The 13,316-nt window shown below is 69.1% G+C and carries 11 protein-coding genes; 3 read left to right on the top strand and 8 right to left on the bottom strand.

Going from position 1 to position 13,316, the window contains the following annotated elements; translation table 11 throughout:
* The first annotated feature begins 102 nt into the window (after positions 1-102).
* The 3 genes from Q9G87_RS12325 to Q9G87_RS12315 all read left to right on the top strand — a co-directional run bounded on the left by Q9G87_RS12325 (position 103) and on the right by Q9G87_RS12315 (position 3,462).
* On the top strand, positions 103-1,152 hold the full coding sequence (locus tag Q9G87_RS12325; RefSeq protein WP_305916433.1) for a phosphotransferase family protein: 1,050 nt from the start codon (positions 103-105) through the stop codon (positions 1,150-1,152).
* A 35-nt stretch (positions 1,153-1,187) separates the two neighbouring features.
* Positions 1,188-1,949: an SDR family oxidoreductase gene (locus Q9G87_RS12320; RefSeq protein ID WP_305916432.1), complete on the top strand. Its 762-nt coding sequence runs from the start codon at positions 1,188-1,190 to the stop codon at positions 1,947-1,949.
* A 199-nt stretch (positions 1,950-2,148) separates the two neighbouring features.
* Positions 2,149-3,462: a GH39 family glycosyl hydrolase gene (locus Q9G87_RS12315; protein WP_305916431.1), complete on the top strand. Its 1,314-nt coding sequence runs from the start codon at positions 2,149-2,151 to the stop codon at positions 3,460-3,462.
* 26 nt (positions 3,463-3,488) lie between these two features.
* On the opposite strand, the gene Q9G87_RS12310 is transcribed toward Q9G87_RS12315, so the two are convergent.
* The 8 genes from Q9G87_RS12310 to Q9G87_RS12275 form a co-directional block, all read right to left on the bottom strand.
* A complete protein-coding gene (locus Q9G87_RS12310; RefSeq protein ID WP_305916430.1) occupies positions 3,489-4,142 on the bottom strand; it encodes a GNAT family N-acetyltransferase in 654 nt (217 codons plus the stop codon).
* A gap of 42 nt (positions 4,143-4,184) precedes the next feature.
* Positions 4,185-5,321: a DUF418 domain-containing protein gene (locus Q9G87_RS12305; protein WP_305916429.1), complete on the bottom strand. Its 1,137-nt coding sequence runs from the start codon at positions 5,319-5,321 to the stop codon at positions 4,185-4,187.
* Positions 5,322-5,435: 114 nt separating this feature from the next.
* Positions 5,436-7,703: a hypothetical protein gene (locus tag Q9G87_RS12300; protein ID WP_305916428.1), complete on the bottom strand. Its 2,268-nt coding sequence runs from the start codon at positions 7,701-7,703 to the stop codon at positions 5,436-5,438.
* Between the two features lie 101 nt (positions 7,704-7,804).
* Positions 7,805-8,017 carry a hypothetical protein gene (locus tag Q9G87_RS12295; protein ID WP_305916427.1) on the bottom strand — a complete coding sequence of 71 codons (213 nt, stop codon included), beginning with the start codon at positions 8,015-8,017 and terminating at the stop codon, positions 7,805-7,807.
* 1,338 nt (positions 8,018-9,355) lie between these two features.
* The gene (locus Q9G87_RS12290; protein ID WP_305916426.1) at positions 9,356-10,678 is read right to left on the bottom strand and encodes a lipopolysaccharide biosynthesis protein; all 1,323 of its coding nucleotides are present in this window, start codon (positions 10,676-10,678) and stop codon (positions 9,356-9,358) included.
* Positions 10,671-11,474, bottom strand: a complete 804-nt coding sequence (locus tag Q9G87_RS12285) for a polysaccharide deacetylase family protein (protein ID WP_305916425.1) — start codon at positions 11,472-11,474, stop codon at positions 10,671-10,673. The genes Q9G87_RS12290 and Q9G87_RS12285 overlap by 8 nt, the downstream gene beginning before the upstream one ends.
* Positions 11,471-12,412, bottom strand: coding sequence for a glycosyltransferase family 2 protein (locus tag Q9G87_RS12280; RefSeq protein WP_305916424.1), 942 nt, complete (start codon positions 12,410-12,412; stop codon positions 11,471-11,473). Before Q9G87_RS12280 ends, Q9G87_RS12285 begins: the two co-directional genes overlap by 4 nt.
* A gap of 11 nt (positions 12,413-12,423) precedes the next feature.
* Positions 12,424-13,257, bottom strand: coding sequence for a glycosyltransferase family 2 protein (locus Q9G87_RS12275; protein ID WP_305916423.1), 834 nt, complete (start codon positions 13,255-13,257; stop codon positions 12,424-12,426).
* Positions 13,258-13,316 lie beyond the last annotated feature (59 nt).

Below are 13,316 nucleotides of genomic sequence, written 5' to 3'. Positions count from 1 at the left end.
CCCAGCCTAAGGGTTGTCTTCACTGCTCAGCGACGTGGCCGTGGATTCTTACAGAATTCTCAGCTGGCGTTGCGAACAGAGTGACGTTCTAATGTGGTGTCCATGACCGTACCTGGCATCGACCGGCCCCGCCTGGTCCAGTGGATGGGCCGGAACGTGCCCGACGCGGGCGAGCTCCTGTCCGTCTCTCTCATATCCGGCGGCAGGTCGAACCTGACCTATCTGATCGAGGCCCGCGAGCGGCTGGTGGTGCTGCGTCGCCCGCCGCTCGGTCACGTGTTGCCCACCGCCCATGACATGCGGCGCGAGTGGCGCGTCATCTCCGCGCTCGCACCGACGCCGGTGCCGGTGCCGGAGCCGGTCGCGTTCTGCGCCGACGAGGACGTGATCGGGGCGCCGTTCTATCTCATGGGGCACGTGGACGGCACCGCCGTACGGACCAGGGAGGAACTCGGCGACCCGGAGCCGTCGCCCGAGCGGACGCGGCGGCTGTCGGAGCGGCTGGCCGAGGTGCTGGCCGCCATTCACGCCGTGGACTACCGCGAGGTCGGGCTGGGTGACTTCGGGCGGCCCGACGGCTACCTGGCCAGGCAGCTCGACCGGTGGTGCCAGCAGTGGGAGCGGTCGAAGACGGCCGACCTGCCGGAGTACGACAGGCTCGTGGACCGGCTGCGCAAGCGCCTGCCCGCCGAGCCGGCCGCGGGTGCCGCGGGCTCCGGCACGCTGGTGCACGGCGACTACCGGCTGGACAACACGCTGATCCGGCTCGGCGATCTGGAGATCATGGCCGTGGTCGACTGGGAGATGTCCACGCTCGGGGATCCGCTGGCCGATCTGGGGCTGACGCTGACGTACTGGCATGATCGCGGGGACGAGGAGCGGGCCAGGATCCCTGTGGCGGGGGACGTGACGGTCGCGCCCGGGTTCATGAACGGCGCCGAGTTCGCCGGCCATTACGCGAAGGCGTCCGGGCGGGATATTTCGGATCTCGGGTTTTATGTGGCCTTCGGTAACTTCAAGCTGGCGGTCATCGTGGAGGGTATCCACGCGCGGTTCCGGCAAGGTAAGACCGTGGGGGAGGGATTCGACGGGATCGGCTCCGCCGTGCCGACGCTGATCTCCCGCGCACACCGCATGCTCGACCAGGCCTGACCGCACCTGACCGGACCCCACGAGGAGCGAGCGCCATGAGCACAGTTGCACTGATCACCGGAGCGGCGAGCGGCATCGGCGCCGCCACGGCGCGGCGACTGTCGGCGGGTGGCGTCAAATGCGTCCTCGTCGACCTCGACGGCGAGGGCGTCGAGCGGCTGGCCAAGGAAGTGGACGGAGCGTGGCTGGCCGCCGATGTCAGCCGCGAGGAGGCCTCGCTCGAGGCCGTGGCGCTGGCCGGGCAGCGATACGGGCGGCTGGACCTCGTGCACCTCAACGCCGGGATCTCCGGCAAGGTGGACCTGGCGGCGTTCGACGCCGAGCGCTACCGCCAGGTGATGGGCGTGAATGTGGACGGCGTGGTCTTCGGCGTACGCGCCGCCGTGCCGCTCCTGCTGCGCTCCGGCGGCGGCGCCATCGTGGTCAGCTCGTCGCTGGCCGGGCTCGTGGGCTACTCCGGCGACCCGATCTACACGATGACCAAGCATGCCGTGGTCGGCCTGGTCAGGGCGCTGGCCGAGCCGCTGGCGGCGCAGAAGATCCGCATCAGCGCCGTCTGCCCGGGCTTCACGGACACGCCGCTGGTGGCCGAGTCGCGGGAGATGTTCGTCAACGCCGGGTTCCCGCTGCTCACCGCCGAGGACGTGGCGGCCGCCGTGGAGTCCGCCTTCTACACTGACGTTCCAGGCACGCTCCTGATCGTCCAGCCCGGCAGGCAGCCGGTCCCATACCGCTATGCCGGCGTCCCCGGACCGGCAGGAGGGCAGCGGCCGCCGCTGGGGGACGGCGATAGCTGAGCGTCAGCCGGACGTAGACCAACCGTAAGTCTCTTGCAAGTAGGGCGATTACCGTAATCAGGGCTGGGCCATGCTAGGCGCCCAGCCCTGATGACGTCCGCGACCCGTGAGGAGCGTTTCAGTGATTCCGACCGACGGCCGACACGCGCGCCGACGATCGCCCTGGCCCATCGCATTGGGAGCAGGGATCCTCGCGGTCGTGCTAGTGGCAGGCATCATGGTCTATGCCTCGATGCGGACCAAGTCCCGCACCGGGTTCACCGGCGCCGAGGTGGCCACGAAGGTGCCCACCGAGCCCGCGCCCCAGCTCGACCAGCCGCCGGCGCTGGAAACCTGGCCGCGCTGGGGCATCACGCACACCCAGTACAGCGCGGACAACGAGCCGCAGGACGTCGTCGAGCAGGCCAGGGGCGTGCTCGGCCGGGTCCCGATGCTGCAGAACCAGCACATCATGGGCTGGGGCGTCGGCAACCCGGAGCCGAGCCCCGGGCAGTTCAACTTCCGCGACCTCGACCGGCGGCTGAAGTTCATGGCGTCGTCGCGGGCGGTGCCGGTGATCACGCTGTGCTGCGCGCCCGACTGGATGAAGGGCGGGCAGGCCGGGCGTACGGACTGGAACAAGAACCATACGGTCGCGCCCGAGCCCGAGCACTTCGACGACTTCGCCAAGCTGGCCGCGCGGGTGGCCAAGCAGTACCCGACGGTCAAGCACTACATGGTGTGGAACGAGTTCAAGGGTTTCTGGGACCCGGCCACCAACCGCTGGGACGCCAAGGGCTACACCGAGCTGTACAACAAGGTCTATACGGCACTGAAGAAGGTCAACAAGGACATCCAGGTCGGGGGCCCGTACATCCCGATCGAGAGCAACGCCCGCTCGCCTCGCCCCTCGGAGCTGAGCGGCGCGTGGGGGACGATCGACCAGCGGGCCCTGGACGCGATCGAATACTGGATCGACCGCAAGAAGGGCGCCGACTTCATCGTGGTCGACGGCGCCTCCATGACGAACGACAAGGGGAACGTCCCCAACGACTTCGCCGCCCAGGCCAAATTCAGCGCTATCACGACGTGGCTGCGCGAGAAGAGCGACGACCTGCCGGTGTGGTGGGCCGAGTGGTACGTGGAGCCGGAAAACGCGAACTGGTCGGAGGAAAAGCGTACGGCGGTCCAGGCGACGGCGCTGATGGAATTCGCCAAGAGCGGCGTGACCACGGCCCTGTATTGGAATCCGCAGCAGAAGGACCAGGGCGACTGCGGCGGCTGCCTATGGGCCCCGAAGGTCGGCGACGAAATGCCCATGGCCGGCCTGCTGAGCGGCTTCACGAAATGGTTCCCGACGGGTGTGCAAGTGGCCGACGTGCGGTCCTCGGACGAGCGCGTCAAGGTCCTGGGTCAGGAACGCCAGATCGTGATGGTGAACACCGCGGATGAGGAAGTGACGGCGACGGTGGACGGCAAACAGGTCACCCTGGCGCCGTACGAGATCAGGTGGACGGGCAGGGGCGGCGCATAGCCCCCGACCCCTAGGGGGTCATGTGCTCATGACGGCTGTGGCTGTGTCGCAGGCAGGCCGAAATGGGGGAGGCAGCCCTCCAGGCCGTGGATCTTCACCGGCACCGGGCTGGTGAAGTCGTCCCGGTCCAGGCGCAGGCGTTGCTGAATCGCGCGCCGCCCCTGGATCTGATGCACAGACACCCCGTCCGGCCGGTAGCCGAGCTTGCGGGAGACGGCGAGTGACGCCGGATTGTCCAGGAAGGCGCCGGAGACTGCGGTCTGGGCGCCGAGGCCGGCGAAGGCCAGGTGGAGTACGGCGGCGCGCATCTCGGTGCCGAGCCCGTGACCCTGGTGGGCGCGGCCCAGCCACGAGCCCGTGTGCGCCTCCCGCGTGACGGAGAAGTCGGTGGCGGTCAGGTCCTGGGCGCCGATCACGCGGCCCTCGTGGACGACGACGAAGTTGCAGTGCCAGCTCTCGGGCTGCCAGCGCGCCATGACTCCGAGGTGGAAGCGGATGACGTTGCCCGGGAGCTCGGCGGCGGGGGCGTCGGTCCACGGCACCCCGAACGGCATGCGGCCGGGATCGTGCACGCCCTCCAGCGCCCGGTCGGCGAGCTCGTCGAGGTCGTCCAGGGAGGGGAACCGCAGTTCGAGCCGGGGCGTGGTGAGGCGCAGGTTGAAGAGAGGCCAGTGGCGCATGGTGGCTTATTGTTCCGGGCCCCGCCTACAAGGTCATCTCATTTACGCGCGACGGCCGGGTCTGCGCCAGTACGTGAGGTACCGCAGCAGCCACTCCACCGGCCCGTACCGATGGCCCTTGAGCCACCACCGGCTATAGAGCACCTGGGCGCCGAAGATGCCGAGGGCGATCAGCACCTCCACCGGCGGGCTGACCCGGTCGACCAGTGCCAGCCCATACCCCGTGAAGATCAGCGAGCAGATCAGCGACTGCGCCAGGTAGTTGGACAACGCCAACCGCCCGGGCGCGGCCAGAGCACGCCCGATCCGCGGCATATAGGGCAACAGCCGCAGGAACGTGGCCCCGTACGCGGCCGCCAGCAGCGGGGCCGTCACCAGGTCCACCGCCTCGCCCCAGAACTTGTGCACGGTGCCGTTCCAGGCCGACAGGGTATAGAAGAACGCGCCGCCCAGCCCCACCGTGAAGCCCGCCCACTGGAGCCTGCGCAGCGCCCGCGTGTGAGCGGACAGCTCACGCAGGGCGCCCAGCTTGCCGACGGCCAGGCCGATCAGGCACGCGGCAAGCACCGCGGGCCCCTGGAAGAGCACGCGGAACATGATGATCAGCGACAGCTTGCGGACATGTTCGGAGATGATCTGCCAGACGCCGCCACCCAGGGCCGCGTCCGATCGGGCGGCGTCAGCGGCCCCGTTCGCGACCGTCCCCGACATGTCGTGGCCCGACATCGCCATCAGGGCCAGGAGCACGAAGCCGAGGGCCAGCAGGGCGGTCAGGCCGACGGCCAGCAGGACCGCCGCCCGGGGCGTGATCCGCCGCAGCACCAGCAGCGCCACGCCCACGGCCGCGTACGTCGTCAGGATGTCCCCCGGGAACAACAACACGGCGTGCGCCAGCCCGAGCAGGAACAGCCCGGCCAGCCGCCGCAGGAACATCGGGACGAACGCGCGGCCGTGCTGGGCGGCCGAGTCGAGCTGGAGCGTGAAGCTGTAGCCGAACAGGAAGGAGAACAGCAGGTAGAACTTGTTCTCCATCAGCAGCGTCACGGACCACCGCACGCCCCAGTCCAGCGACGAGTGGAACGCGGGCTCCGCCAGCCCGGCCATCCGGTAGCCGGAGGCCAGGAAGGCGATGTTCACGACGAGGATGCCCAGGAGCGCGAAGCCGCGTAGGGCATCCACAGAAGCGATCCTGGCCGCCGCGGATGGGGCTCTTGCGTCGGACGTTGCGGAAAGTGTCTTCTGTGTCCTCATCGAGTGACATCATTCCGCACATCCTGAGCGTTTCCTGTGAATTCAGTTATTTTGTGCGATATAGATGAACCGCTCGACGATCACCGCGAAGGCCACCACGAACGCGGGAACCGCTAGGTAGAGCAGCCGCCTGCGGGCCTTTCTGGCCCGGTTCGGGCCGTTCAGCCGGATGACCTCGTAGCCGAACAGTGCGACCCATGTCACAACCAGCGCGCCGATGCCCACCGGCGTCCAGGGTGAGGTGGGGTCGCCGCGCCCCGCGTACGGGTTCGGCTCGGGGATCTCCGTGCCGCGCACGAACGTCTTCCACGTGTAGAGCGCCGCGTCCGCGTTCGAGTAGACCCGCTTCAGGTCCGGCGAGGCGTCCAGCGCCGCACGGAACCTCTCGCCCCAGTCCGCCGGGAAACCCTCGTTGAGCTGCAGGTAGCTCACCTGGCCGCGGCTCACCATGAGGTACGAGTTCCGTGGCGAGTCCTTCAGTTTCTTGACCGCGTCCGCGATCTTCGCCGGGTCCTTGTGCACGAGGGCCTGCAGGTTGAAGCTGACGATCTCGACGTCCCGCTCGCCCCACGGCATGGTGGGCGTGACCTCGGGGCCCTCCTTCGGCACCAGATAGATCACCCTGGCGCTGGGCTTGTCGTGCTCGTAGACGTAGTGCATGGCGCCGACCTCGCCGGCGGTGACCCGCTCGAACTTCTCGTTGCCATACCTGGCCAGCAGGAACGTGAACGCGAACAACACCGCGAAGCAGGCCGCGAGCACGACCGAGAGCTTCTTCGTGAGCTGCGGGTTGAACCGCACGTTCCGCTTGCGCAGCGGCACGGTCTCCTCGCGCACGTCCGCGCTGTCAGCCGGCAGGTTCGGGAAGAACGCGTACGCGGCCAGCAGGCAGGCGCCGGGCAGCGCGAACATGTAGATCCGCAGCCCGATCTCGCCGCCGTAGCTCTGCAGGCCGAGCGCCAGCACCGGCACGCACAGCAGGATCAGCGCCGACCGGTCGAACACCCCGCGTCGCAACCGCCTGAACAGGCCGGCCGCCGCGAGGCTGAGGATGACCACGAGGATGCCGAGGCGGGCCTGCAGCACCATCGCGTGCGCCGGGTCGCTGCCCTCGATCCGGTCGCCGGTGTTGCTGCGCAGGTTCTGCAGGATGTTGCCCAGGCCGCCGAAGATCGCGTCGATCTGGCTCGCCCAGAACCCGACCGTCATGTAGCTGATCCAGGCCAGCACCACCAGTCCGAGGGCGAACGGCAGCGCCCACGTCAGCGAGGTCCGCTTGAAGATCAGGAACGCGGTCACCACGCCGAGCATCATGAACGGCGTGATCTGGTGCGAGGCCACCGACGCGAAGAACAACGCCAGCAACATCATCAGCATGAGCAGCTTGTCGGCTCTGTATGTGCCGGTGTTGGCCAACTCGCCCGGCGTCATCGCATCCAGCTTGCCCAGCAGCTTGCGCAGGCCCTTGGTCGGGATCGGCTTCGTCCGCGGCTCCACCCGCCCGAACCAGCGCAGCAGGATCGCCACGAACGCCAGATAGAGCGCGAACGTGAAACCCTGCGGCGAGAAGTAGTCCTGCCCGATCCACTGCACCAGCACGAACAGCAGCGCCGCGAACCACCGCGCGCGCGTGGTCGCCACGACCTGGCGCAGGATCAGCACGAACGGGAGCAGGTAGAGCAGGTTGGACAGAAGCGGCGTCCACATCAGGATCGGCGTCAGGTCGGTGATGCCGGCGGCCTTCGTCACGAACGCGAACAACGCGAAGAAGCCCGGCCAGCCCATGCGGGCGTCGATGCTGATGGCGGTCCCGCCGGTTCTGCTGATGAACTCGACGAAACCGGCATGGATGTAGGCAGTGGGGAAGCGCGGCTCGGTCGCCACCAGGGCGCCCGCGCCATGTAGGGCGAACGTGATGGCGGCGATCTGGAACAGGAGCAGGAACTTGCGGTCCGTGCTCTGGGCGACCGTGACAAAGAACGACACGATCATGATGAGAATGGCGATGAAGGCCGTGGCCGGGAGCGCCGAGATCAGGCCCAGGCCGTCGATGTCATTGGGATCCACGCCGCGCAGGGGTCCGGCGGGGACCTTGAGGGCGAGGATGTACATGAGCAGGCCCTCAAGGACCAGCAGGACGGGCAGCCACTTGGGGGCACTGGCGATCAGCGCGCCGACACGGCCGCCGGCGAGGCGCGGCCTGGGGGCCGCCGCCTGCTGCGGCAAGGCTTGCTGAGGGTGCTGCGGCCTGGCTTGCTGTGGGAGTGCCTGCTGCGGGGCGGACTGCTGGGCGACTGCCTGCTGGGCCACTGGCTGAGGGTGGCCTTGCTGTGGGCGTCCTTGCCGGGGCGGCACGCCCCGAGAGGCACCTGGAGACACGCCCGGGCCTCCCGGGCCCTGCGGCGGCGGCCCTATGGGCTGCACCAATGCGCCCAGCCCGCCAGAACCGGGCCTCCCAGAGGCCGGTCCGCCCCCGGCGGGTGCGGCTCCGGCAGCTCCGGCCGCGGCAGGTCCGGCTCCGGCAGGTCCGGCTCCAGCGGGTCCGGCTCCAGCGGGTCCGGCTCCAGCGGGTCCGGTAGCGGCTGGTCCGCTACCGGCAGGTCGGCCAACGGCCTGCCCGCCACCGGCGGGTCCGCCAGCGGTCGGTTCGCCGGACGGCCCGCCGGCGGTCGGCTGTTCGCCCGACGGCCCGCCGGCGGTCGGCTTCCCCGACGGGCCGGCAGGGGTAGGCGTGCCGGTGGGCGACGCGCCGCTGACCGGTCCTTTGGTCGCCGGTCCGACGGTGGGCAACTTCGCGGTCGGCGCTTCAGCGGGTGTGCCTGCGCTGGACGTGCCTCCGGTCGCTGTAGCTCCGCTGGGTGTGGCGGCGCCGGCGGTGCCTCCGGTCACTGCAGTCCCGCCGGACGGGGCGCCAGTGGGTGGTGCTTCGGCGGGCAGCGCGTTCGTGGGAACTGTCCCGGCACCAGGAGGCGCGTTCGTGGGAACTGTCCCGGCACCAGGAGGCGCGTCAATGCCCGCCTCGCCGTCGGACGCTTCCCCAGCCGACGCTCCCCTGGCACCGGCAGTGCCCTTGGCCTCAGGTGTCCCCTTCGCGGTGGGTGTCCCCTTCGCGGTCGGCATGCCCTTCCGGGTTGGCGTGACCTTCGGGGTGGGAGTGCCCTTAGCGGCGGGTGTCGTCTCGCTGGGCGGCGTCGGCCCGCTGGCCGGCGTGTCCTTGGGGGTGGACGTCCCCTTGGCGGTCGGCGTTCCCTTGGCGGTGGACGTCCCCTTGGCGGTCGGCGCCCCCTTGGGGGCGGGCTCCTCCTCGGCGGGCGCACCGGTCGTAGACGCGCCCTTGGACGCGCCCTTGGACGCGTCCGTCTTCGCACCCGCAGCCCCCTGCGTCGCGCCCTGCTGCGGCCCGCTGGTGGGCTTGGCGGCGCCGGCAGGTTGCGGTCCACTGGGCGGCTGGGTGCGCAGGCCCGGGTTGGTCGGCGCATTGGCGTCCGAATCGGCCGCCTTCGTCCCCGCTGGCGTCTCAAGCGCGCCGACCTCAGGAGCGCCGCCCTCAGGAGCGCCGACCTCGGCAGCACCGGTCCCGGTCTCCGAAGGGTCGCCGTCAGGCCGTTGGACGGGCATCGAGACGGTCCCGGCGGCCCCCGGGTCCGCTTCCTCCGCCGTCGGCGGCCGGCCGATGTGGAGGGACGGCCCGGGAATCCGGAACGTCGTGGTCTGGTCCGCGGCGGACTCGTCCGTGGCAGCTGAGTCCTCAGCCGCGCCGTCATCCACCTCCGCGGAGGCAGGCTCCTTGTCGAACGTCAGCTTCGGGATCACCCCGGTAGCTTCCGGATCGAAAGGCACGTCTGAATCCTCGTTTCCTCTTGGCTCGGGAGCTCCGCTCCCCTCTCCGTCCTGACGCACGTCCGAGGAGCCCGTGATCCCCGTTGTCATGCCATCGCCGTCCCGTTGCCTCACGTTGACCATCATGCGGTCCCGGACGACCCCTGGATGACAGTCGCCTTCCCTGTTTCATCGAACTTGAGAATTTTACGGAGATTCCCGAAGATCAATATCGCTACGAGCAGCTCGCTGAAGAGCAACCCGTATCCGACCGCGTTCACCCCCGCGAACGGGAACAGGGCGATGGTGGACACCAGCACGAGCACGGCCAGCCCGATCTGCACGATCGCCAGCGACCGCGCCTTGCTCTGCGACCGCAACGCGCTCAGATAAACCTCGATCAGCACCCGAGGCAACACGGCGAGCGACATCAGCCGCAGCAGCAGAGTGCCCTCTTCGGCGAACTTCGGCCCGAAGATCGTCAGGATCAGGGGCGCCCCGAGGATCGCCACCGCGATCAGCGGAGTGACGATCATGAAGGCCCGCCGCAACGCCCGCCGGCAGTTCGCGGCCAGCCGAGCAGGATCGAAAGAGCCCTCGACGGTCAGCGACACCGCCATGTTCATGGCCAGCAGCTCGATCATGCTGGCGAGCGTGTGCGCCATCGAGAAGCGCCCGAACGTCGCCTCGCCCACCTGTGTGGCGATCACGACCGGCACCAGATAGACGATCGCCAGGATCGACAACGTCCCGGGGAAGTCCCCGGCCAGGAACCTGCCGATCTCCCGCAGCCGCGGCGGCGCCTGCTCGCTGTCGGACTCCCGCACGTGCCGGGGCACGACCACGCCGAAGATCAGCCAGTTGACCGGGATCAGCGCGAGCGCCGTCGGGATCACCCAGGAGACGAAGATCCCGCCTTCGGGCAGCGCGGCCGCCAGCGCCACGAGCAGCCCCATCTTGACCAGGCCGAAGATGAAGTTGTTCATGGGCACGAACGTCGCCCTGCGCAGCCCGGTCAGCACCACGTCCTGCAGCGTGAACACGGCCCACACCATCACGGACGCCAGGAAGAACAACCCCGGCCCGAAGCCGCCCAGCACCTGGTAGGTCTGACCCCACAGCGGCAGCGTCAGCAGGAAGCCGAGCGCCGCGACCCCGCCCGTGGCGGCGGCCAGGCCGTACCCGCGGAGGATCAGCTCGGGCGTGCGGCGGCCCGCCACCGGCAGGTAACGGGCGAGCGCTCCCACGAACCCGAGCGCCGTCAGCGACGCGAACAGCCGCATCGCCGTGATCACCGCCTGGCCGCGGCCGAACTCCTCCTCAGAGTAGAGCTCGGGATTCGCGGCCAGGAGCCAGTAGCCCATGCCGAGCACGCCGGTGACGACGGTGTTCGCCATGAGGGAGTATCCCTGCCGGAAAAGGGGGTTGCGCAGGTCGCGAAGGATCTTCCCCCAGACGCTAGACATTGCCGCGCACCCGCTGCAGCCCGTACCTCGTGCGCCGCACGACCGCGTACCCCTTGGTGAGGATGCGCTCGCGCAGGTAGATGAGAGGTACGGCGTTGCCTTCGACGGCGCGCTTGAACATGTTGATGGTCGTGCCCTTGCCGACCGTCAGCCGGGGGATGGCGAGCATGTCGTGCCGGTCCGCGGCGATCGTGTTGCTCACCGCGCAAGCTGCGAAATATCCGGCCTTGCGCACTTCTCGCCGCACACGGGCGCTGGAGTACCCGTACGGGTAGGCCATGGTGGCGACTGGGGCGCCGATCTTCTCCTCCAGCAGGCCTTTGTTCCTCCGCAGCTCCTGCCGCATGTCGTCGATGCGGAGCTGGTCGAGCTGGGGGTGGCTGTGGCTGTGGCCGCCGATCTCGATGCCGGTCTGCGCGGCCTCGCGGGCCTGGCCCCAGGACAGCATGTCGTCCAGCGGCCGGCCCGCGGCGTCCTTGCCCGCGTCGGAGACCCAGCCGCTGGTCAGGAAGACCGTGGCCGGGAAGCTGTGCTTGTCGAGCAGCGGCAGCGCCTGGCTGTGGAAGTCGGCGTAGCCGTCGTCGAAGGTCACCACGACGGGCTTCGCCGGCACCTCGTGGCCGTCGATCTTGTTGAGCGCGGCCACCAGGTCGCCCAGCGTGAGCGGGGTGAAGCCGCTCTCCTTCAGGTAGGCGAGCTGCTCGTCCAGGTCCGACGGCCGCACCGAATGCGGGCGGGTCTCGTCATTGGGAGTGTCCGTGACGGAGTGGTACATCAGGATCGGAACTCGGATCATGATCGTGCCACCTTAAGCCGTACGGAACCCACCACGTAGCCCCAGGTCGTCCAGGCCAGCCCGATGACGATCGCGGCCGCCCGGCCGAGCCCGCCCAGGTCGCCGCGCAGGGCCTCGCCGACCCCGCGCAGCGCGCCCAGCGGCAGCGTCTTGAGCGCGTGCGCCCGCTCGCTGGCCAGCCCGTCCTGAGTGCCGACCTCCTGCGTCACCAGGGCCTTCGACAGCCCTTCCGCGTAGCACCTCGACCTGAAGTACGCGAACCGCTCGCGCTGATGGGACACCTTGTGCCCGATCATGGCGCGCGGCTCGAACAACATGACCGAGCCCGGCTTGCGCTGGCTCAGCCGGATGCAGAACTCCGTCTCCTCGCAGCCCAGCGGGCGCGACTTGCGTCCCTGCACGCTGCGCCCGATGCCGCTGTGGAACCCGCCCACCTCGGCCACCACGTCCCGCAGGAACGCCGCGTTGCCACCCATCACATTGCGGATCGGCGCACGGACCGACGGCATGCCGCGGTAGGTGCACCCGACCGTCCAGTCGAACTCGTACGGGAACCACCGCGGCCGCACCTTCGACGCCCACAAGGGGTCGGTACGGCCGCCCACGCCCACCACGCCCGGTTCCTGGAAGCCCTCCTCCAAAGCCTCCAGCCACCCGGGATCGGCGACCGCGTCGTCGTCGAGGAACGCGACAAACTCACCGGTGGCCGTGGCCACACCGGTGTTCTTGCCGCCGGACAGCCCCTGCTCGTGAGTGTTCTCCACCACGATGGCCTGCGGGTATTCAAGCTTGAGCTTGAGGTGCAGGTCGGGGTTGTGGTCGACCACCAGGATCAGCTCGTGTGCCGGGCGTGTCTGGCCCTCGACCGACTCGACTGCCTGCCTGATGTCCTCCCACCGCTCCTCGGTGTAGACGCAGATGACAACAGACGTGTTCACAACGTTCCTCTTTATGCGACGCCTCGGTCAGCGGCGGGAGTGGCGGTCGGCTCAGGCTGAGCGGGAGCGGGCTGGCGACGCCACTCCCTCAGGATGGTCTTGAGCACGCGGAAGCCATCTCGTACGGCGCGCAGGTTGCTCTCGCCGTGAATGCGGTTGCGCTCGTGGCTCGGCACCTCGTGCACCTTCAGCCCGGCCTTGGCGGCCCGCACGTTCATCAGCGTCTCCACCTCGAAGCCGTCGCAGTCGAGGTTGAGCACGTCCAGGTGGCGGGCCCAGAAGGCGTTGTAGCCGTAGCACAGGTCGGTGTACTTGGTGCTGTACATGACGTTGACGATGCCGGTGAGGACCTTGTTGCCCAGGCGCCGGTTCAGCGTCAGGTCGTCGCTGCCACCACCGGAGGCGTAGCGCGATCCCTTGACGAAGTCGGCGCCTGTCACCAGCGCGCCCACGAAGTTGATGATCTCGCGGCCGTCGGTCGAGCCGTCGGCGTCGATCATCACGATGATGTCGCTGGTGCACGCGGCGAACCCGGCGGCCAGGGCGTCGCCCTTGCCCTTGCCGGTCTGCGTGACGATCTTCACATTGGGCCGCAGCCGCTTGGCGACGGCAACTGTGTCGTCGACGGAGTTGCCGTCGACGAGCACGATCTCGTCGATCCACTGCGGGATCGTGGCGAAGACGTGCGGGAGGTTCTCGGCCTCGTTCATCGCCGGCACGACCACGCTCACCGTTGGGGAAATGGCCAGGTGAGGCGTGACGGGCGTGAAGCTCGTGGGCGGTGGCATCGACCGAAGGGGCGAGGTGTGGACCTTGCCGTTGTGCTTGGTGATCTCGGGACTCATGGCGAGGGATTATCCTTCCGGGGCCCTGTGCTGCGGGCCGGCCCAGGCCAGCCCCGGGT

The sequence above is a fragment of the Nonomuraea turcica genome, from assembly GCF_030718205.1.
In the GTDB taxonomy this organism is placed as follows: Bacteria; Actinomycetota; Actinomycetes; order Streptosporangiales; family Streptosporangiaceae; genus Nonomuraea.
This window is presented reverse-complemented; position numbering and strand designations above follow the sequence as displayed.

What these genes read in the sequence shown, in the direction of transcription:
- Q9G87_RS12325 (WP_305916433.1), top strand. Translation starts at nt 103, where the DNA reads ATGACCGTACCTGGCATCGACCGGCCCCGCCTGGTCCAGTGGATGGGC.
- Q9G87_RS12320 (WP_305916432.1), top strand. Translation starts at nt 1,188, where the DNA reads ATGAGCACAGTTGCACTGATCACCGGAGCGGCGAGCGGCATCGGCGCC.
- Q9G87_RS12310 (WP_305916430.1), bottom strand. Translation starts at nt 4,142, where the DNA reads ATGCGCCACTGGCCTCTCTTCAACCTGCGCCTCACCACGCCCCGGCTC.
- Q9G87_RS12290 (WP_305916426.1), bottom strand. Translation starts at nt 10,678, where the DNA reads ATGTCTAGCGTCTGGGGGAAGATCCTTCGCGACCTGCGCAACCCCCTT.
- Q9G87_RS12285 (WP_305916425.1), bottom strand. Translation starts at nt 11,474, where the DNA reads ATGATCCGAGTTCCGATCCTGATGTACCACTCCGTCACGGACACTCCC.
- Q9G87_RS12275 (WP_305916423.1), bottom strand. Translation starts at nt 13,257, where the DNA reads ATGAGTCCCGAGATCACCAAGCACAACGGCAAGGTCCACACCTCGCCC.